A 21,414-nucleotide genomic window follows, 5' to 3' on the forward strand; every position below is an offset into this window, starting at 1 on the left:
CGACGTTGCTCAACTCTCTTTATCTATAGGTCAGTTGAGCTAGGCCGACATTCGGGCGTCGGTGTCGAACAGCTCTCGCTCGGCGGGGTGCAGGATGTGCTGGGTGATGAAGCTCCGGCCCGCGACCTTCCACAGGCCCCGGCCCTTGGTCAGGGCGGACACCGCCTGGGTCTCGACGCCGGTCAGGCCGAGCAGCGAAGCGGCAGCAGCGAGCTGGTCGGGTTCCTGCCGGTAGATGATGCGAGTGGAGCAGTCGGCCAGCAGGCCCTCGGCCAGCACCCGGCCGCGCGAGCCGGCATCGCCTGCGCTGAGCAAGTCGCTGAGGCGGTGGATGACCATCAGGTTCGCGATGCCAAGCCCGCGAGAGAGCTTCCACTGCGACTGCATGCGCTCCAGCAGGCCGACGTGCCGCATCACCCGCCACGCCTCGTCGTAGATCACCCAGCGCCTGCCTCCGTCCGGGTCGGCGAGCGCGGACTCCATCCACGCCGACGCGCAGGTCATTGCCAGCACCAAGGCGGTGTCGTCGCCGGAGCCGCCGAGGCGGGAAAGGTCGATGGACAGCATCGGCGTGGCCGGGTCGAAGGCCACCGTCGAGGGAGCGTCGAACATGCCGCTCAGGTCGCCGTGCACCAGACGACGCAGTGCGTGCGCGAGGTCCTGTGCGGCGGGCCCCATACGTCCGGCCTGTTCGCCGAGGGCCCGGTCGAGGCGCTCGGGCGAGCCGAGGGCGTGCGCGATCTCGCCGAGCAGCGGCACCGTGCCGCTGGCATCTGCCTCGGCGACGACCAGGTCGAGAGCTAGGTCCAGGGCGGTGTGCTCCATCGGCAGGAGATCGCGCTTCAGCACCGTACGCGCCAGGCCCGCAAGGAGAGGGAGGCGGCGCTTGCGGACCTCGGTCGACCAGTCGCCCTCACTCACTGATGCGGGCCGGGCCGGAGCGTCCAGTGGGTTCAGCCGGCCCGGAAGCCCTGGGCCGAGCGCGATGCTGTAGCCGCCGAGGGCCCGCGCGACCGTCGTCCACTCTCCCTTGGGATCGCAGGGAACGTAGACCCGGTAGCCATGGGCAATCGCCCGGGTGGCTATCGACTTCGCCAGCGCGGACTTGCCCATACCGATGATCCCGGCCAAGACGGCGTTCGGATTCGTGAAGCCCTCGATCCGCCCGCTGCTGTACAGCGAGAACGGGTCGTAGCAGAACGCCGCCTCCGCGTGTACGTCACGGCCGATGAAGATCCCTTCGGCGCCCAGGCCGCCCTCGGCGAGAAACGGATAGGCGCCGCTGACGGTGGCTGTGGTCATGCGATGGGAGGGGAGGCTGAGCTTGCCGCCCCGAGCCGAGGAAGATCCCGGGCGGCCGGACGGCGGGTAGGTCGGACGCAGTTCCGGGTCGAGGCGCTCCTCGGCGCGGTGCTTCGGCGGTGCTCCGGCGCGGCGGGCCTGGCGGCGGGCCTCGGCGAAGCTTTCGCGGGCGGCACGCTGCTCAGAGCGTGATGCCTTGCGGGGGACAAACAGGTGGGAGGCGCTGGCGCGGGTGCGAGGCATGAACGTTTCTCCAGACGGAAGGCGGGTCAGCGGCGGACGAGACCCGTGAACGGCGAGTGCAGGTCGGCCGGGGTGGTGCGACGGCGCACTAGATGCGCGGCGCGCTGGTGGCGCTGGCAGATGGTCAGCTCCGGCGCGCCCTCGGGCAGGCCCGCATGGCATGCCTCGCGTTCGGGCACCTCGCCGGATTCCGGCCGTGGTGCGGCGTGGTACGCGGCGTGGATGTGATCGGCGGCCTGCCAGATCCGGGTGCGGGTAGCGCGGAGCTGGTCGCCTTCGACCGGCACGAGCTGGCCGGTGCGGGCGGCGTGGGCGTCGAGCAGGCCGTGCAGCGAGACGAGGTGGGCGTGCAGGGTGTCCAGTTCAGCTCGGGTGGTGACAAGGGGGCCGCCCGGAATGTTGAGCGAGCAGTGGAAGTCGAGCGCGGCGGTGGCGAAGGGCACGAAGTCCTGCGCGGGCGGGCTGGCGGTGCGGGACATGGGGGTGCTCTTTCGGGGGGAGGGAGGGCCGGCATCAGGCCGCGAGGGCGAGCGGCATCGCGGCGACGGTGAACGCTTCGGCCTGCTGCCAGGTGAGCGGTCGGAGGTCGAGTTGGGCGCCGACGGCCGCGGTCTCCACGACCGCGCAGGCGGAGCGGAGTTCGTCCTCCGAGTCGGCCGAGACGGTCAGCAGGCCGGTCAGGGCGACATCCGCGTGGCCCGCGATGAGCTGGCGCTCCCGGGACTTGATGTCCTGGTACTCGATCGAGTCCGCCTCGGAGTCGACCTGGCCCCGTCGGGCTCGCTCGGCGGCATCGGCGATCACGCTGGACTTCTTGCGCTGGACATCGCGCAGGGCTGCGTCCAGCCCCTTCGGCTCGTAGGAGAGCGACAGGGTGCGCCGGACCCCGGCGGTGAACAGGAGCTGGTGGAGGAAGCCCGCCGACGTTTCGGTGCGGGGCCAGTTCTCCACCCAGTACGTGGTGTGGACGGCCGAGTCGGTCGCGATGTGGTCGGCCTTCTCGACGACCACGACTGGACCGGCAGCAGCGGGATCAGCCTCGGGATGCCCTGCCGTGGACCAACGGTCCAGCGTTGCAAGGGACTTAGGGTCGTACGCGGTTCGCACGACGGCCGCGATCTCGCGGGCGGTGAGCCAGCCGGTGGGATTGAGCCCGGCGGTTCGCGCGGCCTGATCGAAGGTCGAGGTCAGCTGTGCCAGGACGCTGAAGGACCCGGTGAGGCCGCCACCGGCCTGGTTGATCAGTCGCCGTGCGGCCTTGGCGTCCAGGGACACCGCGACGTACGCCTCGTGCGGTGCCGCCGCCGGGCCGGCGCTCTGGATCAGCTCGCTGTAGATCGCACCCGCCGTGGGGGCATGCGGCTGGCCGTGCTCCTCCCAGTACCGGCGCAGCGCGTCACCCGAGTCCGGGACGGTGCGCTCGATCACCTGGATCCTGGCGACCTGGCCCGTGCGGGCGAGCGCGGCCAGCGCGCGTCCCCATCCGCTGACGTTGGCGTTCTGGGTACCCGGGTCGAGCAGCGCGTAGGCGCGGGAGGAAACCTTGACGACGGCGGTCAGGGCGCCGGTGTGGGGGTTGTGGACCGCACCGTATCGGCGGTCGGGCGCAGTGACCACGCGCAGGCTCGCCGCCGTGCCGGGCAGGTGGAGCAGCCCTTCCCGGACCGGACGGCGGGAGGGCCGGGTGAGCCAGACCAACTGGCCCCGCATTCGGCGAAGGGCGTACCGGGTGACGATCGGAGCCCAGTCGGCCAGGGCTCGGCCTCGGTAACGGACGAATACGAGGAGGGCGATAGCTGCCCAGACAGGGATGAGTTCGAGAGCGCCGACCACGCCGCGGGTGAGGATCACGGCGAGCAGGAGAAGGCCGGTGAGGCTGACGACGATCAACTGCGAGGCGGTCAGGCCGAGCAGGATGCCGCGTCGCGAGCGGTGTGGAAATTTGACGCTGGCCGTGGTGGCTTCGGCCTGGTGCTTGTTGGACATGGTGGGTTCCAGACGTTGGGAGCGGGCGAGGGCGGGGCGCGCGGCGCTCTTCTGCAGGTCATGGCGGGGCTCGTTTCTGGGGATCGGTTGCGCGGGGCGCGGGGGCGGGCTGCCGTAACAGCCCGCCCCCGGATGTGATGTGTCAGGAATCCGACGGCGGCTGGCTGGGATACACCCAGTTCGTCGGGGTCGGACAACCGGTAGCCGACGGTCCCGTGGAGGCCGGCGGAGACGGTGCAGGGCCGGTGGACGGTGCGGCACCAGCTCGGGTCATGCTGCTGCCCGCAGCCGACGCGGCAGCGAACTGCCCGCCAGCGGAGCCCCCTTCGGGATCATCCGATTCGTCCTCGCCGCCTCGGGTGATGAGCGGCGGGATACCGGGGCGCTGGATCAGGGCCCGCCCCTTGTCGCCGGAGGCGTTCGGGTCTTCGCCGTACCGGAAGCTGGTCTGCGGCTTGGGCGGTCCGGAATCGATGCCCTCCTTGCTTAGGGTGCCGCCGGAGGGGCTGATGCCGGAGGCAACGCCGTCGCTGCCCGCGCCGGGGACCTGGCTCGGCCCCTGCGGTGCCGGTGCACCGGTGCTGGCCTGCATCGCCAGACTGCCCGCAGTCTTGGCAGCTCCAGCGGCGACCGCCATGCCCGCGACGCCGGTGCGGTGCAGGTCGTCGTGGCCCCCACCGTCGCTGGCCCAGTGGACGAACTTGTACGTGGCGTACGGGCACAGCAGGACCAGCACCATCACGACGATGCCGGCCATCGCGTCGGACAGCGCGGCCATGCCGTCGTGGGCGTCCGACTTGCCCATCGCTGAGACGCCGATGAGGAAGACCACGGTCATCAGGAGTTTCGAGACGACCAGGGTGGCGGTGGCCTCGATCCAGCCGCGTCGCCACCGCTTGGCGACCTCCCAGCCTCCGCCGGCTCCGGCGAAGACGGCGAGAGCGACCAGCACCAGGACGCCGACCTTGCGGGCGACCATGACGCCCCAGTACATGAACGCGCCGATCGCGCATCCTAGGGCGACCAGGGCTGGGACTCCCCAGCCGAGGCCGTACATCGCCCCCAGTTCGTTGACCTTCACCACACGGCGGATCGCATCGTCGACTGAGCTGTTGGCCGCTTGGAACAGGCCGTCGGACAGGGCGTCGACCACGGTGATGGCGACGGTCGTGAAGGCGATGGCGCAGAAGCTGAAGAGGATGCCGGTCATGGTGCCGATGGCTGCTTGAGCCAGGGCGCGTTCGTCTCGCCGCCAGGCCGCGAACATCAACTGGATGCAGAACGTGCCGACGGTCAGGGCGAGCCCGATGGGGAGCAGGAGTTCGTAGTTGTCCCGGAACCATCCGGCGTTGAGATCGATGGCGGTGGTCTGGTTCACGGCCTTCGCGGCGAGATCCGCAGCGCTGGCTGCCAGTTCGCCCGCCGACTTCGCGATCCATGCTCCGATGCCGTCGGTGACGGCTCCGGCGGGGTTGGTGGCGAAGTCGACAGCACCGCACACCTTGTCCATCAGCGGAATGTCGCAGACTCCCATGGCGATACCTCCTTTCTGGGTTGGTGGTCAGGGCGCGACGGACGGCATGACGCCGACCAGGGCACACGGGTGGGAGGGGCGGCACTGGACCGCGAGGGTGGTGACGCGACTCTCCGCACCACCGGCAGGCGAGCCCTTCCAGGCGATCGACTGCTTGCCGGAGACGGTCACGGCGTAGACGTATGTCTGCGTGATCGTTCCGGGATTCGCCTGAAGGGCCTGGGTGAACGAGTTCGGGAAGTGACCCTCGTTGACCTTGGCGGTGGCGAACTGGCCGTTGGCGGCCATTTCCTTCCACAGCACGGGCGAGGGAACGATCGCGTCGACCGAGTCGGGATCGGCGTACTTGGTCTCGGTGGTCAGCCACCCATGCAGGGTGGTCAGCAGCTCTGCCTGGGAGTACGCACGGGTGTCGTACGACCACAACGCTTCGGCGGCTGCCTTCCCGAACGCGATCGGATCGTGGGTGCCCGGCGGAGTCGGGAGGGAGTGAGGGTGCGACCTCGGCGAGGGCGATCCGGACGGCGAAGTGGCCGACGAAGAAGAAGAGGGCGAACTCGCGGTTGGGACGGCAGCTTTGGAAGGGCCCCTGCCGTCGCGGGTGAGGTAGGCGGCAAGGCCGGCGAGGGCGACGAGCACCACCAGAACGGCGGTGCCGAGCAGCGCCCGGCGGCGCACGCGAGATGCGCCGCCGGGGTTCGAGGAGTGGGAGGGCATCAGTGGACCTGCGTCCCCAGCGTGCTGAAGAACGCGACCACACCGTTTGCGGCGCCCAGCAGAAGGGCCGCGCCAGCGCTGACCAGCACACCCTTCTTGCCGTTGGCCTCGGCCTGGTGGCCACCAGAGTGGTGGCCCCACGCCCAAACACCCGCGCTGACGGCGAGCGCGCCGACCACGGCGATGATCCCGAAGAGGTTGATCGAGCCCATCACCTGCTTGAGGACGGCGAGGCCAGGAAGCCCGCCCTCGTTCGGCTTGATCCCGGGGTCGTAGGCGAGCTGGATGACCTTGTCGGCGAGATACATTACGAACTCCGGTTCGATTCATTGCACGCTGAAGCCCGAGAGGGCGGAGCGGCGGCGCGAGAAGAAGGGGGAGGGAGAAGCGCCGGTCAGACGACTCGGCGGGCCGCGAGAATCTGCGACTTCCACGACGCGAGGGTCGCGATACGCACCACGTCACCGGTGTGCGGGGCGTTGACGATCAGGCCCTGGCCGATGAACATCCCGACGTGCTCGGGGACTTCGGCCGTTCCCTCGGTGAAGACGAGGTCACCAGGCTTGAGGGCATCGGCCGACGTAGCCTTGCCCTCCTTGACCTGCGTGTACGTCGTGCGCGTCAGGGTGACTCCGGCGGCCTTGTACGCCTGCTGCATGAGAGAGGAGCAGTCGCACCGACCCATGGGGTCGGGCCCATGGGAGTCGGTGCAGCTCCCGCCCCACTGGTACGGCGTCTTGAGCTGGCCGAGGGCCCAGCGAATCGCCGTCTGGACCTTCGCCGGAGCATCCGCTGGGATCTTGTACTCCGCCGGCACCGCGCCCGGAGGGATGGTTCCGAAGTCGGTTCCGTCCCCGCCGGCCGTACAACCGCCCGCGATATCGGATGGAGCGGTCTCGGTGTCAGCAGAGCCAGACGGAGAAGGGCTCGGCGACCCGCCGCCGGACTTCGACAGCAGGGGCGCGATGGCCTTCTGCAAGGCGGTGGCCAGCGGCTCCCACTTGGCATACGCCTCCGGGAACCCCGACCGCTGTACGGCCTGAGCAGCCTGGGTGACGGACAGGGACTCCCAGCGCGAGACCTTCTGCAGCCCCTCGTAGAACTTGGTCGAGGAGTGCACCGGATCGAGGATCTCGTTCGCCGTGCCCCATCCCTGCGACGGCCGCTGCTGGAACAGGCCCAGCGAATCCCGGTCGCCGTAGGTCAGGTTCCGGAGGCCACTTTCCTGCAGCGCGGTAGCCAGGGCCACGACTTGCCCCCGGGCCGGAATGTTCATCGCGACGCCGGTGGCCTGGATCGTCTTAGCGTTGGGGACCTGGTCGGCAGGATCATCAAGCCCCGCGACGGAGACCGCGCCCTTGTCGCCACCGTCCAGGATGGCCTTCACCTGTGAAGCAACGGCAGCGGTATCCACAGACTGTGCACCGCCGGTCGAGCAGGAGGCCGAAGCCGTACTGGCACCGATGGCGAGGATGGGAACGGCCAGCAGCAGCGGGCCGGATGCGAAGAGACCGACGACGGCTCCGGTGGTCTTCTTCATCGCCGCTGCCGTTCACCGGTTCGGCGGTGGCCGACGGACAGCGGTGTTGGGTCGGGGCGCGGGGGTGTCAGGGCATGCTGCATCGCAGCGGCTCCTCGTGGTTCGTAGGAGGCGCGGTGCCGACTTCTCGTGCAAAGCCGTCGGCACCGCGCCGATGTGAATCCGCCTCTCAAGGCACACCCGGGTCAGGGGAGTTGGTAGCTCCCGGACGCCGGTCTCGGGTCAAGCGCGGCAGCCAGCCGCGCTCGTAATCTCAGGCAGAACACCGGTTCTCCTCACGGCTTCTCGGACGAAGGGCTAACGGGCCTGCCGTGCTGCCCATTCGGACGAGACAACACGGATAAGCACAGGTCAGCGAGGGTTGAGCGCTGCTCTGCCCCGGTGACATGGCGAGACAGTAGACCTGGATTCCGGCCGCGCCAAACGGCTCTCGGGCTCGGCCTCGGACAGAGACACGGCTCGTTAGGTGCGGCCGGAATTCGCGACTAACCTCCGGCGCAACCCCGCTCGAAACGACCGCTGTTGAGCGACGTCCGGAGCGGGTTCAGTCCCACCGTGCCCTGAAAGAGGCCCCGCACATGAGCTACACGCTGCACCGAGGCGATGCCCTCACCGTGCTGAAGACCCTCCCGGACGAGAGCGTCAACGCCGTCATCACAGACCCGCCGTACAACTCCGGCGGACGTACCAGCTCGGACCGCACTGGTCGCACCGCGCGAGCCAAGTACGTCACCAGCAACAGTGCGCACGACCTGCAGAACTTCCCCGGAGAGAACCGCGACCAGCGTTCCTACCGATCCTGGCTGACCGACCTGCTCACCGAGGCGTACCGGGCCTCGACCGAGCACGCGGTCGCCATGGTCTTCACCGACTGGCGCCAGGAACCGACCACCTCGGACGCCCTGCAGATGGCCGGGTGGACCTGGAGTGGCACCATCCCGTGGATCAAGCCCTCCAGCCGGCCCCGCAAGGGCGGGCCGAAGCAGGACTCGGAGTTCATCGTCTGGGGCGTCAAGGGATCCCTCGACAACACCCGCGACCTCTACCTGCCGGGTCATTACATCGCCTCCCAGCCCCGCAAGGGCCGTGTCCACATCACCCAGAAGCCGGTCGAGGTCATGCAGCAGCTCGTCCAGGTCTGCCCCGAGGGCGGCACCGTGCTCGACCCGTTCACCGGCAGCGGCTCCACGGGGGTCGCGGCCCTGCGCGAGGGACGCCGCTTCGTGGGCGTCGAGCTGTCCGCGCACTACGCCGATGTCGCCGAGGAGCGGCTGCGCGCCGAACTGACAAAGGGCGACTTCGAGCTGGCCGGTCCGGAGGCATGAGCATGAGAGCGGGGAGCCCGGGGTCCGCGCCCCGCAGACGCCAAAGGGCGGCTGGAGTATCGAGTAACCGATGCTCCAGCCGCCCTTCTGTTTGCGTCAAGCCGCCTCGAATGCCCGCCGGATCAACGGGGCCGCCTTCTCCAGGTCGGCTGCCGAAGCGAGGCGTACCTCCAGGTCCCCGGTCCCGAGGTGCCCGATGCCGCGCATGTCCCGGGTGAAGCCCTCCTCCAGCTCGACCGTGTCCGGGTCGAGTCTGAGATAGACCAGGATCGCCTCGTGCTTTGGGCGGAAGATCACCGATGCTACGTTCACCAGCCGCCGGTAGGCGATGTAGTGGCGCAGCGGTGCCACCTCGACCTCGCCCCATGCCGTGAGCGCGTCGTCCACCTCCGCGTACAGGTCCCGCAGGCACTCCGGTACCAGGCTGGCATCCGTCGGCGAAGGAGCCACCGGGACCGCCGCCGCGACGTCGACCGTGGTCTCCCGCACCCGAGTTCGCCGGGAGGAAGCGGCGGTCGGGAAGCCGGGCGAGGAGTCGACGAGCAGCAAGCTCAGCAGGCCGCCCTCGAAGATCCGGTAGCGCACCAGGTCGATCCGCTCGGGCAGCCGCTGCACGGCCACACGGTCGTGGTGGGAGAAGCTAGCCGCGATGCAGACCATCCGCGGTCGACGCCAGTCAATCGACTCGGCAGCCTCCGCGCCCAGCACCTTCCGCACGAGCGCCTCGAACTCGTGGTGCGCCGACTCCAGCCAGGACAGGTACGAGACGGCCTGCGACAGCACCCCGCTGTCGGAGCCCTTTTTGAACTCGATCACAACCGGGCTGCCGTTCTCGTCCAGCCCGAGCGTGTCGATCCGACCCCGGTGCCAGGGGCCGGTCGGGTACTCCGACGCCAGGAAGCGGATGCCGAGCATCGCCTCCAGGCCGGCCTCGACCCGCCGCTGCAGTTCCACCTCCAACGCCACCGTCGAACCGGGCAGCTCGACGTCCCGCCCGCCCGCGTCTCGCCGGAACAACATCAGCTCGGCCATCACCGTCCCTCTCCCGCGATCGGTACAAGAGAAGCAATCGAAACGGGCGGATGGATATTCCAGACGGAGGGGAGCCGCCTGCCTTGGAACGGCGTACCGTACTCGCGCAGCACCACACAGGGTGACGAGAGCGCGGCGTCGCACCTGCGACTATCCCCTCCCGCCCTCTGCCGAGCACGGCTTCGGGAGAGTCAGTGTCCAGCCGTCACGGAGGGGGCAAGCACTGGCGTTTTGCAAAGGCTCCATGCCCGCCTCCGGTGGACGCCCTGTGGATAATCGTGCAGAGCAAGCGCGCATGGCGAAAGACATCGCGATGGGGGCCAGCGGAGCCATCCGATGGCGCCGTCAATCCGCGCTGCTAGATGATGATCAGTACAGAGGTCGGGCTGGGATTGGCTAGGGGTAGTGGGAAGCATGCGGCAGACCGGGTTGTACTACCCGTACGTGCACGTCCAGAACGATGACTGGATGAAGGTGGCGGCCTTGTACTGGCCGCAGTTGGCCCGCGTGGTTCCCCGGGACTACCCCGTCCGGGATTCTGAGACGGGCAAGGCCCTGGCCGATGGACTCGACTTTTTCGTTCCGATAGAGCCCGGTGCTGCTCCCGCAGCCGTGGAAGCCCCTTTTCTGGAGACCATCCGGGAGCACGCCGGAACGTTGCGCCGATACTACGAGATCCGCGAATGGCAGATCCGCGAGAGCACGGTCGTACCGCCGTCGTTGCGGCGTACCAACCTCTACGTCCCGGATGCCCATAGAGATGACCACTCCGACGGCCGCCCCAGTGGGTACATCGCGCATTTGTACTGGCAGGAGGTCTCGCCGGTCTTGCGCGAGGCGTTGATCGCTGAAGGGCTGGCAATCAACGCGGACCGCCCCACGTTCGAGGGGCGGGAGCCGTACGGCACGTGGATCTCTATGGACCCGATGCTGGCGTGGGTCTACAAGTGCGCGCTGACCGATGAGCTGGCGCGGCGCAACCAGCTCGTGCCGACGACGGACCAGATGGCGGCACATCGAGCGAGCCAGGTATGGGACACCGAACGTGTCAGGGCCGTTCTGCTGCGGGGCCGGCAACCGCGTGCCGACCAGTCCGTGTCTGCGGTTCTGGGAGAGCTGGCTGTCCGGATGGTCCTGCCAGCCGACCTGGCAAATGTGTCAGTCGGCAAGGTGATCGAACTCCGGCAGAAATACGGGGCCGAATTCGAGACTTTCATGGATGAGGTCGACAGCGTCGCACGCGAGATGCAGGAGCACCTCGCGGAGATCGAGGATCGCGAAGTTCTTGCCGCCCGCCTGCGGCAGCTGCACCGGACCCGCTTCGAGCGACCACTGAACGACCTCAAGGCGGCGATGAAAAGCCTCAAGATCGACGCGGCCACTGGAGTGCTCAACGTCCAGACGGAAGCCCCTGCAGTCTTGGGAGCCGTGGGCGGCTATGCGGCCGGAGGGCTGCCCTACGCCTCCGCTCTCGGCCTCGCTTTCGGCCTGGTGGGGTACCGGCGGCAGATCAGCAAGCAGCGCCACGAAGCCCTCAGCAACTCCCCGGCGTCCTTCCTCCTCCAGGTAGAGAAAGGCCTGCGGCCTGCGAGCGTGATGCGCCGCCTCGCCCATCGTGCCCCCCGCGTGCTCGGCGCGGGACGACGGGAAGGCGCTGCCTAGAGGACAGAGCGCTGGGTGAGGTACTGGCCGTGCCGACACGGCCTCACGTCGCAGTGTCCCGCCCGCCGCTCCCTACCGGCAGCAGCACAAGCAGGTACGGGCCTGGCCGGAGGAGGGGTGCCCGGTGCGGTCTGTAGACGTCTGACAACCCTGTTGATGCGGTGTCTTGTCACCGGTGGTGCCCGTCCGGGTGGCCAGCCGCTGGCCGGATGCCTTTGGACGGTGCATCACGAGGTAGCAGCGGCCAACCCGTTGTATGTGATCTGACCAGGCACGACATCACCCGGCGGCATCACGCGGAAGGCGGCGGCATGATCGCTCACGGTCTCGGTGATCACCGGATTGCCGCACTCGTCCAGCCCGAGCGAGTCGATCCGCCCCTCACACGCGAACCGGTGTTGTACTCCGAGGCCGGATCTCGAGCATCGCGTCCATGTTGCGCTCGATCAACGTCTGCTGACGGTCCAGTGCCACCGCTGCTCCCGGGATCTCGGCCACCTGGCCGTCGGCGACGCGGAACATCTTGAGATCGTTCACCGGCTTCCCCGTTCGCCTCGATGGCCTCGCTCGAAACAATTGATTCCAGGGAGGTTGTATTCCGCAGCGCCAGCTGGCCGACCCGTTCAGGAGCACCTGGTAAGTACCCGGATGAGCCAGTCCGCCAACGATCGTGTGGCACCTGCACAGGCGCCGCGAATAGCTGCGATGAGCAGCAGATCGTTCCGATTTGGGGTCTGCTGCTGGTGCGGATCAGACATGTGAGCCTCCGGGAAGTCGACGTGCTGACGTCCATCCACCCTGGTTGCTTGCCTGACCCGCCGAGCGATACCTGCCAGGACCGGGCAAGCGCTGACGCCGACGTGGAGTCAGGTGGCGTGGCAGGATGACTGCGTGGAGTGATGGGTGGGGGAGGGCACGTGCCGGGTGTTCGTATGCCAGCGGAGAACGAACTCCCTGCTGGTCCGAAACGGTCGCTCGTATCTGCGCTGCACAAGGTGTACGGCATGGCCGGCAAGCCCTCCACGCGGGAGATCGCTACCGCTATCCGCAACCGTGACGATCTTCCCGGCACGCTCAGCCACGAGGGCGTGGGCGCGACCCTCCGGGGAGCTGGGGGTTTGCCGCGCTGGCCCAATCTAGAGTCACTGGTCCGGGTATTGGCTGATCGAACTATCACCCGTGGCGATTCTGACGCCGCAATAAGCCACATCCATACGTTGTGGCTTGAGGCAGATGCAGAGCAGGCTCTTGGAGCCCGGGAGCCATCCTCTGCAGATGCTGTCCACGCCATACCGTCGAAGAGTGGACACGCGGTTGAGGCGAACGTGACGAGTCGCAATTCGCTGGATGCCAGCATGAGGGCCATGGCTGGCCTGTTCTCCGAGATCAACGAGAAGACTGGCACGATCGTGGCATTGCTGCGCGACGGCGGAGTGGAGATGTTGGCATCCTCCTTGGTCGCGGATGGAGATTCCCCTGAAGCCGATCTGCTGATTGAGGCTTCGACGTGGCCTCTGGGGGAAGTCATGGAGGCTGTTGAGGACTCGTTCCGTACGGAGAACCCGGAATTACTCCAGCTGATCAGCTCGGCATGGCGGCCAGTGGATGAAATTGTGCAATTCGTCGGCCAGTCCAGGCAAGATGTGAATCACCGGGCAATTCATTTGCTAGTGGTGTTTGTTGCCTTATGGCGACCGGTACGTGATGTCGTTCGGTTGCTATACGGGCTTCGGGTGAACGGACACGATGTGGAGTCTCGTGTGGTGCTCCACGCCGGAGCTTGCCGATCGATCGCCGAAGTCGTTGACCTCGTGAAGGCGCTGCAGCGAAGTGGCGGGAACGGAGGTATCCGCGAAGTATGCATGGCATTGACTCGACGCCCTTTGCAGAACGTCCTAGAAGTGGTGCGCGAGTTACGAAACGCAAACAGCGGGGCCGCTGCGGACAGCATCCTGTGGCATGCGGCATGGGGACCCGTGGACGGCATTCCAACCCTGTTGGCAGTACTGCGTGATGAAGGCCGTGACCAAGAGGCCGAACACGTTGTGAAAGCAGCGGCGTGGCGGTCGGCACGCGACGTGTTCGATCTTGTCGAAACACTGCGACAGGCCGGGCGAAATGGTGCGGCTGATCAAGTGCTGGATGCAGTGACTCGCGCGCCTGCGGAGCACGTTGTTGAACTGGTTCTGCTACTCCGGTGGCGGGGGCGAGACGAAGAGGTTGCCCGGCTGCTGGCGTCGGCTCGCAGTGAGGGCGGACAAGAGCGGGACGTCCTTGCGGATGCTCTCGACTCCGTAGGGCTGCAAACCGCCGCGGAGTCATTGCGCTGGTAGCGCCATGACCGATACTCGAGTCGGCCACCTATCGTGCGAGATAGCCCCGGGCCGGGCTCTGACCGTCCTCCCCTGCGGGCCGGACGACATCACGTGATTGCTGGGTAGGTGATCGCGCCCTCCGGGAACTGCACCAGCCTGGCACCGGCAGTACTCGCGTCGCGCATCAGCTGCCGAACCTGATCACCGCTCGCCCGCAGGTTCCTGGAGTCGGTGGGGTCTTCCGTAACCGTGCTCTGTGCGACCGCCAAACGCATGCCCTACGCATCAGCGCAACGATATGGCCTGTGCGGGTTCGCACAGTTCGATCTCAGTCGCGCAACGTAATCGCGCGTGTCGTCGACCTCGACGTTGGACACCAGAACTGAGCAAAGTAGGGCGTCGGCGTGCTGGGGCGCGTGTCGAGTCGCAGATCAGACAAGTGCTCGAATAGTTTAGTTGTCGCAATCTTGATTCGAACATAAGGTCGAATTATTCCCGGTGCTCGTCGTCCGGTGCTTTCGCTCGGAGTGGATTGTCAGAGGCGTCGGTTACCTTTCGGACCATGCGTCCAAACGGGTTACCCGCGGGAGAAGTTGGGGAAGGTCAGCGCCTGTCGGAGGGGGGCGCGTCCCGGTCAGCCGGAATCCCGCGACAGGCTCTGGCATTCAGTTCGGTTCGATCAAGGAATGCCGCCAGCATCTTCGGTCCGGTAATCGGCAGCGCGGCGAGCCTCAACGTTGGCGACGAAGAAATCGAGTGCGCCAAGGCCATCTGCGACATGCTCGCAGCCAGCGAAGATGATCAGGGCTTCCCCATCCGTGAGCTGTATGCCGTGCTGGCCGCGAGGTTTGGTCACGGCACAGTCAGATCGCGGCTCGGGCAGCTCATCGCCGCCGGCTCGGCGCGCTTGGTCCGGGGCAAGCTGAACGACACGCACGTGGAGCTCACGGAGGCCGGTCATGTGGGCTTGCTGCTCTTCCCCATGGTGACCGACACCCTCAACCATCAGGTGCTGATGGAAGTCCTCACCTACTTCATGAACGGTCTGGATAATCCCGAGGCCGAAGCAGGGGAGCTCCGGCAGAAACTGCACGCATTCAGGGGCCTGGTCCAAGGGCGATCTCGGGCGATCCGCGAGATCATCACCCAGAACGACATCGCGGCCGCCATCGAGATCGGCAAGCTGGACACGCGTGACCTGGCCGAGCGGATCCGGCTGGTGTGCGACAAGGCCTTCTCCAGTCTTCGTCAGATCCAGGAGCTGGCGACGGACCTGGATCGCCTGATCACAGCCGTTAACAAGTACGTAAGCGTCCGCACTGACCTGGTGCAACTCCTGCGCAGAGAAGCACGTCTGGACCGCAAGGCCGAGCTGCACACCGCGAGTCTGGTGCGCGCCGCGCGGACCTCCACCGTCAAAGATCTCGTCGGCCTGTGGGACGGAATCCACTTCGACGCGACTCGCGCCTGGCTGGATCCCGCCGCGATCGAAGCCGCAGCCGAGGAACTTCTCCTCGAACCAGTCCAGGACATTCTTCCGGATCGGCCCAATCGCCAGGCCGCGCCCCTCCCGGAACCGAAGGACGAGGCTCTGCGCGCCATCGCCGATGAACTGCTCGGCAAACTGAACGAGGTGGATTTGACCCCCATCCTCCTGTCCCGTTCGTGGCGCAGTGGTTCCGAACTGTTCTGCAACCTGCTCGAACTCTCAGCCCTGGACACCCGCTACCGCCTCCACAGCCGGAAGGGGCCACCACAGCACGGCGACCCCGATCCACGGAAGAGACGCCCGTCATGGGTGACACCGATGAGCCTGCGCCGCGAAAACGACCGGAAGGATGCCCCGTGACCGAGGACGAGGCCACGCGAGCCATGGCACTACTGCGCCACTCCGGCGGGGCACTGCCCACCCTCGGACTGCCTCTCACCGATATGGAACAGGCCGCCGCAGCCGCTGGGTTGCGTGTCCACCTCGTCGACGACCCAGTCAGCGGATCGCTTGCGGTACTCGGCTGGTCCGGAGGGGAACCGGCGGCCTCCGCCGAGAGCCCCCGCCTTCCCAGGAACCGGCTCAACCCCAAGGAAGTGGTCACCTTCGTCGCCGCCTACGCCCTTCTCACCCAGCGGCAACAACTATCGGTGATCCCTTTCGCCGATGTCGTCGCCCTGCTGCGCGCCTGTACGGACAAGAACGCCCATACCTGGGCCGTGCCCGCGCTGGAACGTGCCCTCCCTCAAGCCGGCCTGCTGCGTCTCCATCCCGATCGCACGGTGCGTCTCGGTCCTGGAGCCAGCACCCTCGACCCGTCCACCCACGCCGTGCTGAACAGCGCCGTAGTGCGGTTGCGGCGCCACCGCGCCTACCCCCATCACGGGGACGAGAGCCACAGCGCACCGCCAGCGCCTACAGCGGAAATCACCACCGCCAAGGGGTCCTGGTACGAGAACGACGCGGTGGACTGTGTCCGCGCCCTGGAAGCGGCAGATGCCCCACTGCCCGCCCGCGACTGGCAGCAGTTCGAGGAGCCCGCCACGAGGAGAGAAGTCGAACGTCTCCTGGCCGGCATCGGCCGCACACTCATCGAGGCAACCTCGGTCAGCGACAGCGGGCGCAGGGAAGTGACCGGATACATCAGCGGCTGGCACCCCACCGTCACGCCAGTCCTCAAGGCGCCTTTGGGCGGGCTGACGGCCACCAACCTCGCGGCGCTGGCCCTGGTCTACCTCTACGACCGACTGATTCCCGAGTCCGGCGGAGCCCCTGAGCGCCGAACGATCGAGAGCCGCCTGCGGGATCACAAGGGGCCCGACGGGCGAGACTGCCTCAAGGGGAAAGACATCGCCGAGGCGCTGTCCCGGCTCAAGGCCCTCGGACTGATCGATTCCCGCAACCGCATCCAGGAATCACTCCTGCAACGCCTTACCCCCGAGCAAGATCAGAGACTGCGGGAGAACGTCCTCATGCTCACCGACCCGGGCAGTCTCGTTGCCGACGAGCTGCGTCGCCGACGCACCAATGAAGCAGGAGCTGCCGCGTGAACGAAAAACCGCAACTCGCTATGCCTCTGCAGGCGTTGGGGGTCGTAGGGGCTAAGCCCTTACGCCTGTTCCAGCTCGTCCGCATCGGGCGCCACACCAGCAGCATCATCCCCGTCAGCCACGCTGATGTCACTCTCCTCACCGGCACCGGTCCTGAGGGCGGCTCCAATGGCGCAGGGAAGTCCATGATGGCCAGTGCCATTGCCCTGGCGAACGCCGACGCGGATTGGCTGCGTGGCGGCATCGGACACCACGCCAGGAACCTTCTGTTCAATCAGAACGCCGCCGAGACCAAGCAACTCGTCGATGCCCCCAGTGGCTACATCGCCAGCGTGTACTGGAAGGAGAGCGAGCCCCGCACCAGCGCGGTCACCGTGTGGATGCGCATCCAGCGAACCGAGCCCTTCGTCCAGGTCAAGTTCGCCCCCGGTATCCGTTTGGCGCTCGGAGCCACGGAGTTGGAGTGCGCCACCCACGCAGCGGAAGTGTGGAACGACCTCCCTGGTCCCGCCCTGACCTCCGGAAAATACGCCGAGAAGCTATTCGGCAACGGCACCCGCTGTCTCGCCTACCTGCGCAAGCGGGGCGAGAAGAACATCGACGACGGCATTCTGTCCTCCGCCGGCAAGCCGCACAGGCCGGACGCCCTGGCGGACATGCTCATCAACCTGGCTGGCAAGAATCGGCTCCTCGCTGACGAGCAGAAGGCACGGAAGGGCATCTACGAACACAAGCTCGGCCTGGAGGCAGACCGGCAGGCCGCGCAGGAACAATATGAGCGGGACGAGATCACCTTGAAGGCGATCTCCAGGATGCTCCAGGCGCGAGCCGCCCTCGCCGGTGCCGAGACCGACTGGAACCTGTACCTGGCCGCCCGGATCGTCGAGCAGCGGAGGGTCAGCGAGTCCGCCGCCGGAACTGCGGAGGAGGCCAAGACGCAGCTGGAAGAGTGCAGGCAGAACATCGATGTTCTCCAGGAACGGCTCCGTGCTTGCCAGGACACCGAAGGTCTCCGGCTCGTCGCGGTCGAGGCGGCGCAGCGTCTTCAGGAGGCAGAGACCGCCAAGCGAAACGTGACGCTCAGCGTCGGTCGGCTTCAGTCCGAACACCAGGCGCTCGAAGGGAAGATCGCAGCCCTCGCGGACAAGTCAGCCCGAGGCGATGCCAACGCCCTGGAACAGGCCCAAGCGGATCTCGCAGAGGCACACACCGCAGTCGAAGTCGCCCGTGACGCCGTTCGCGATGCCAGCGCTGAAGCGAAGCGGTGCCGGATTGCCTACGAGCGGGAAGCCAGGGGGCAGGGCGGCAAGGCCGGGGAGATCATCGTAGCTCTCGACAGTGCTGGCCTTCGGGCTGCCCCGCTGGTGGATGCCGTCAGGATCGGAGACCTCACGGAACCGGATCGCCGCCGCTGGGAGGCCCGGCTCGCCGGCCACGCCCAGACGGTCCTCGTCCGTCAGGAGGATCTTCCAGAAGCAGAGCAGGCGCTCAGGGCCACGCGGCTGCTCCCGGGCTGCGTGTTGTTCCCGGTGAAGGAACTCCCCACCGAGGGAGCGGGCTTCCCGCCGGTGGAAGCCTTCCTGAGCGCGCTGGAGACGCGGACCCAGGCCACGGACGATGCGGACATCGTGGAAGATGAAGCGCTCGGCCTGCGGATGTACGGCGGTTTCGAGGTGCCCATCACTGATCGCTTGGCGAGGATCGCGGCGGCCCGGGAACGCATGGAGGGGGCGACGGAACAGCGTGAGGACGTAGAAGGGCGAGCTCGGCGGGCGAACCGGGACCGGGACGACGCCGATGCGTGGCTGGCATGCTGCCAGGCGGCGCTCGATGCCGGTGAGCTGCGCCTTCAGCTGACGGAACTGAACGGTCGGATCGACCGGGCGGAGGGGGAAGTCAAGGCCGCGGAAGGGGCTGAGGCACAGGCCAGGACCCGCAGCGCCGAAGCCGAGACCGCATACGGGTCGGCGGAGCAGAACGCACAGCGCATCAAGAGTGAGCTCTCCGCTGCTGGCAGAGAAGCCGCGGGCAAGGACGAAGAGCGGAAAACACAGCTCGCTCTCGTGCAAGCGTGCACAGAGTCCCTGGCCCTTCTCGCGCGAGTCTTCCCCGCAGGTATCGCCGCTGCCGAAGCCCTGGTGATCTCCCAGCCGCAACAGCCGACGCCGCAGACCACGCTGTGGCAGGCGCGGAAACAGATCAGCCGTGGGCTGGAACTGGCCGGGTGCTCATCGACCCAGTGGCGGCACATCGGCTTCCCCGACCACCAGGACGAGGTTATCTCCGACACGGTCGCGCAGATCCGTGGCGCGGTCGCATCCACCCTCGCCTGGCTGGAGGAAGAACCCGATCCGAACGAGCAGCCCCGCTCCTTCCAAAAGGTCTCCGAACCCGCCACCCGCTGGATCGACTTCTACAGCGGAGGCGGTGCGGAGGAGCAGCAGGCGATCCTCGCCCGACGCGAACGAAGCCAGAAGGCCCTGGAAGCCTCCGAGGCCAACGTGGCCGACTCGATCAAATGGAGTGAAGGCAACAGGGAGACGCTGATCAAGAACATCGAGGCAGTGTTCACCGAAGCTGAAGAGCGGATGAACACGCTGCTGGAATCGGCCGGCCAGAGCCGGGTACGGCTGAACGTGCGACACCGGGCGGCCACCGACCCGGAAGACCCGTTGCGGTGGGAAGTCCGCCCTCACTGGGTCAAGCCCGGCGCAGACCCCATCCCGTACCACGGAGGGGAACGGAACACCGCCGAGTACGTCATCTTCCACGCTTTCCTCGCCGCCTCCACCCTGGCCTCCGGCGGCACCCCAGCAGGGCGCATGCTGATCATCGATGAGGCCGGCAATAACCTCGACTCCCGAAACGTCGGCGAGGTGGCCAAGGCCCTCCGGCGCATTGCCCGCGAGTACGGCATCACTGTGGTCCTCGCAGTGCAGAGCCAGGACATCAACTCGCTACGCCCCCACTGTGCGACGCTGATCAACCTGTCTCGCTACAAGGATGACGTCCTCAACGCCGAGCCACAGGTCATGAACGATTCGGATCCCGATCTCCTCGACGTATGGGACAGCATCCCGATGGAGGACGCCCGGTGAGCAACGCAGCAGTGCCCGTCGACGGCACCCACACCGTCACCAGCAGCAAACCTGCGCCGGTCGAAGGGCTGCCGGTGGGGCTGTGTGCCTATCCGGTCTACCGCGAGCGGTACGAGGAGGGCGTCCAGAAGGGCAGCTCCCGCCTCCTGGCGCTCCGCATCGAACCCGCCCAGCCACCAGCTCTCGGTTCCGCAGAGCAGGCGCTCCAAGCCTTGGACGACAGCAACCAGCGCTTCATCCTCGCATCGTCCACCAGGAGGGGCGGCACGGTCACCAGGAGATACCCCGTGCTGGAGCAGCTCGCCCCACTCATCCTCGCCGGGGTGGTGACGGTTACCACCCAACCACCGGGCGTCGATGGCCAGCCCGGAGCTGTCCTCGGATGGGAGTTGACCACGGCCACTCTCGCCTATGCCGCCCGGGTGAAGGGCGATGCCCTCGACCGGGGCAGCCAGCTCCAAGGCGAAGCGCTGTCGCTCGCGCAGCGGATCCACTCGGACGTGCCAGAGGCCAAGGCGCTGGCGGCAGCCCTGGAACTTCCACGGGACACGGGAAGGCTCGACGTCTACGTGGCGGCAGCGCAGGCCCTGCTGGCCGGGGAGACCTACCTCGGGGTGCGTGACTTCTCCAGCCGCCTGCGCGATGACACCAAGGCCGTAGACGCTGACAAGGCACTGACCGACATCGGGATGAGCAAGCAGCTTCGGCAACGGCTGGGCGTACTGAAGTATCCGGAGCTGTCGATCTCCGGTCCCGTGGCCATCAGCCAGGGCAGCGGACGGCTGACCACGCAGGGGCTGGGCTCACTGGTCACCGTACCTTTCACCGCGACACCCATGACGGTGAGCACCACCGCCAACGAACTGGTGGTCGTGGAGAACAAGGAGGCCGCCGGATACCTGGCCCGGACTTTGCCAGGACACGCCGTCGTCTGGTCCAGCGGCTTCAACGGAGCCGAGTTCCAGCAGGTTCTGAGCGAACTCGCCCCCGTGTGCCCGAGAGCCTGGGTGGTGTGCGACGCAGACACCGACGGCGTGCACATCGCCAACCTGGTGGTGCGCTGCGTCCCCCACGCGATCGTCGTGGACGTGGGCTCGATGAGTGGCGCGAAGCCCCGCCGGGAGCGTAGCTACGAAGGAACCCGAACGCTTCGGACGATCATCGACAACCCCGCCACGGCGCCACAGGTGAGACGCTTCGCCGAACAGGTCGATGCCCGTGGGTACGAAGTGGAGCAGGAGGAGTTCATGCCGCAGGTACTAGGCTTAATCACTCATGGATGAAGCCGAAGGGCCCTCCTGCCAGCGCGGGAGGGCCTGGAGTACCTGGTCAGATACCCGCTGACCGGGACTCGTACGGTGACAACGGTTGCTAGGCGGTGTGCTCGTCGGCCGGGCCCGCATCCGGCCGCTTGGAGGACGACGGCTCGGCGGCGGAGGTACGGGTAGCACGCCCACCGGGAACGGCCCAAAGCCGGCGGCGGGAGCGGGTACAACCCTGGCGGGCGGGGGCGGAGAGTGCCACCCTTCCGGTGGCAGTCCGATTGCCGCTGGCTGCTCCAGGACTGCAGTGTCATCGGCGCTTCCCGTGTGTCGAGGGGCGGATCGACGTACAGCAGCAT

At 67.3% G+C, this 21,414-nt stretch carries 16 protein-coding genes; 7 read left to right on the forward strand and 9 right to left on the reverse strand.

Annotated features, from left to right (window positions below; all coding sequences use genetic code 11):
* Nucleotides 1–39: 39 nt before the first annotated feature.
* The 7 genes from ABTZ94_RS01630 to ABTZ94_RS01660 form a co-directional block, all read right to left on the reverse strand.
* Nucleotides 40–1,545, reverse strand: coding sequence for a putative type IV secretion/conjugal transfer ATPase (locus ABTZ94_RS01630; RefSeq protein WP_351196391.1), 1,506 nt, complete (start codon nt 1,543–1,545; stop codon nt 40–42).
* A gap of 26 nt (nt 1,546–1,571) precedes the next feature.
* Nucleotides 1,572–2,024, reverse strand: a complete 453-nt coding sequence (locus ABTZ94_RS01635) for a DUF6238 family protein (protein ID WP_351196393.1) — start codon at nt 2,022–2,024, stop codon at nt 1,572–1,574.
* 34 nt (nt 2,025–2,058) lie between these two features.
* Nucleotides 2,059–3,531: an SCO6880 family protein gene (locus ABTZ94_RS01640; RefSeq protein ID WP_351196395.1), complete on the reverse strand. Its 1,473-nt coding sequence runs from the start codon at nt 3,529–3,531 to the stop codon at nt 2,059–2,061.
* Nucleotides 3,532–3,673: 142 nt separating this feature from the next.
* Nucleotides 3,674–5,065: an SCO6881 family protein gene (locus tag ABTZ94_RS01645; RefSeq protein ID WP_351196397.1), complete on the reverse strand. Its 1,392-nt coding sequence runs from the start codon at nt 5,063–5,065 to the stop codon at nt 3,674–3,676.
* Between the two features lie 27 nt (nt 5,066–5,092).
* The gene (locus ABTZ94_RS01650) at nt 5,093–5,782 is read right to left on the reverse strand and encodes a hypothetical protein (protein ID WP_351196399.1); all 690 of its coding nucleotides are present in this window, start codon (nt 5,780–5,782) and stop codon (nt 5,093–5,095) included.
* On the reverse strand, nt 5,782–6,090 hold the full coding sequence (locus ABTZ94_RS01655) for a DUF6112 family protein (protein ID WP_266805323.1): 309 nt from the start codon (nt 6,088–6,090) through the stop codon (nt 5,782–5,784). Before ABTZ94_RS01655 ends, ABTZ94_RS01650 begins: the two co-directional genes overlap by 1 nt.
* A gap of 86 nt (nt 6,091–6,176) precedes the next feature.
* Nucleotides 6,177–7,322 (reverse strand): C40 family peptidase, encoded by a 1,146-nt coding sequence (locus ABTZ94_RS01660; protein ID WP_351196401.1) that lies wholly within the window; start codon nt 7,320–7,322, stop codon nt 6,177–6,179.
* Between the two features lie 578 nt (nt 7,323–7,900).
* On the opposite strand from ABTZ94_RS01660, the gene ABTZ94_RS01665 reads away from it, so the two are divergent.
* Nucleotides 7,901–8,647: a DNA-methyltransferase gene (locus tag ABTZ94_RS01665; RefSeq protein ID WP_351196403.1), complete on the forward strand. Its 747-nt coding sequence runs from the start codon at nt 7,901–7,903 to the stop codon at nt 8,645–8,647.
* A 96-nt stretch (nt 8,648–8,743) separates the two neighbouring features.
* Here the strand turns inward: ABTZ94_RS01665 and ABTZ94_RS01670 are convergent, their stop codons facing one another.
* The gene (locus ABTZ94_RS01670; RefSeq protein WP_351196405.1) at nt 8,744–9,679 is read right to left on the reverse strand and encodes a DUF5655 domain-containing protein; all 936 of its coding nucleotides are present in this window, start codon (nt 9,677–9,679) and stop codon (nt 8,744–8,746) included.
* A 414-nt stretch (nt 9,680–10,093) separates the two neighbouring features.
* On the opposite strand from ABTZ94_RS01670, the gene ABTZ94_RS01675 reads away from it, so the two are divergent.
* A complete protein-coding gene (locus tag ABTZ94_RS01675; RefSeq protein WP_351196407.1) occupies nt 10,094–11,341 on the forward strand; it encodes a DUF6236 family protein in 1,248 nt (415 codons plus the stop codon).
* Nucleotides 11,342–11,722: 381 nt separating this feature from the next.
* On the opposite strand, the gene ABTZ94_RS01680 is transcribed toward ABTZ94_RS01675, so the two are convergent.
* On the reverse strand, nt 11,723–11,878 hold the full coding sequence (locus tag ABTZ94_RS01680) for a hypothetical protein (protein WP_351196408.1): 156 nt from the start codon (nt 11,876–11,878) through the stop codon (nt 11,723–11,725).
* A 467-nt stretch (nt 11,879–12,345) separates the two neighbouring features.
* Here ABTZ94_RS01680 and ABTZ94_RS01685 point away from each other — a divergent pair, with 467 nt between their 5' ends.
* The 5 genes from ABTZ94_RS01685 to ABTZ94_RS01705 all read left to right on the forward strand — a co-directional run bounded on the left by ABTZ94_RS01685 (nt 12,346) and on the right by ABTZ94_RS01705 (nt 21,076).
* The gene (locus ABTZ94_RS01685; RefSeq protein WP_351196410.1) at nt 12,346–13,674 is read left to right on the forward strand and encodes a hypothetical protein; all 1,329 of its coding nucleotides are present in this window, start codon (nt 12,346–12,348) and stop codon (nt 13,672–13,674) included.
* A gap of 544 nt (nt 13,675–14,218) precedes the next feature.
* Complete coding sequence (locus ABTZ94_RS01690; protein WP_351196412.1) at nt 14,219–15,505, forward strand: hypothetical protein; 1,287 nt, start codon at nt 14,219–14,221, stop codon at nt 15,503–15,505.
* On the forward strand, nt 15,502–16,695 hold the full coding sequence (locus ABTZ94_RS01695) for a hypothetical protein (protein ID WP_351196414.1): 1,194 nt from the start codon (nt 15,502–15,504) through the stop codon (nt 16,693–16,695). The genes ABTZ94_RS01690 and ABTZ94_RS01695 overlap by 4 nt, the downstream gene beginning before the upstream one ends.
* Nucleotides 16,692–19,793 carry a hypothetical protein gene (locus tag ABTZ94_RS01700; protein WP_351196416.1) on the forward strand — a complete coding sequence of 1,034 codons (3,102 nt, stop codon included), beginning with the start codon at nt 16,692–16,694 and terminating at the stop codon, nt 19,791–19,793. The genes ABTZ94_RS01695 and ABTZ94_RS01700 overlap by 4 nt, the downstream gene beginning before the upstream one ends.
* Entirely contained in the window at nt 19,790–21,076 is a 1,287-nt protein-coding gene (locus ABTZ94_RS01705; protein ID WP_351196418.1) for a hypothetical protein, read from the forward strand. Before ABTZ94_RS01700 ends, ABTZ94_RS01705 begins: the two co-directional genes overlap by 4 nt.
* Nucleotides 21,077–21,414: the final 338 nt, after the last annotated feature.

The organism is Streptomyces sp. NPDC002785 (genome assembly GCF_040295565.1).
Taxonomy (GTDB): domain Bacteria; phylum Actinomycetota; class Actinomycetes; order Streptomycetales; family Streptomycetaceae; genus Streptomyces.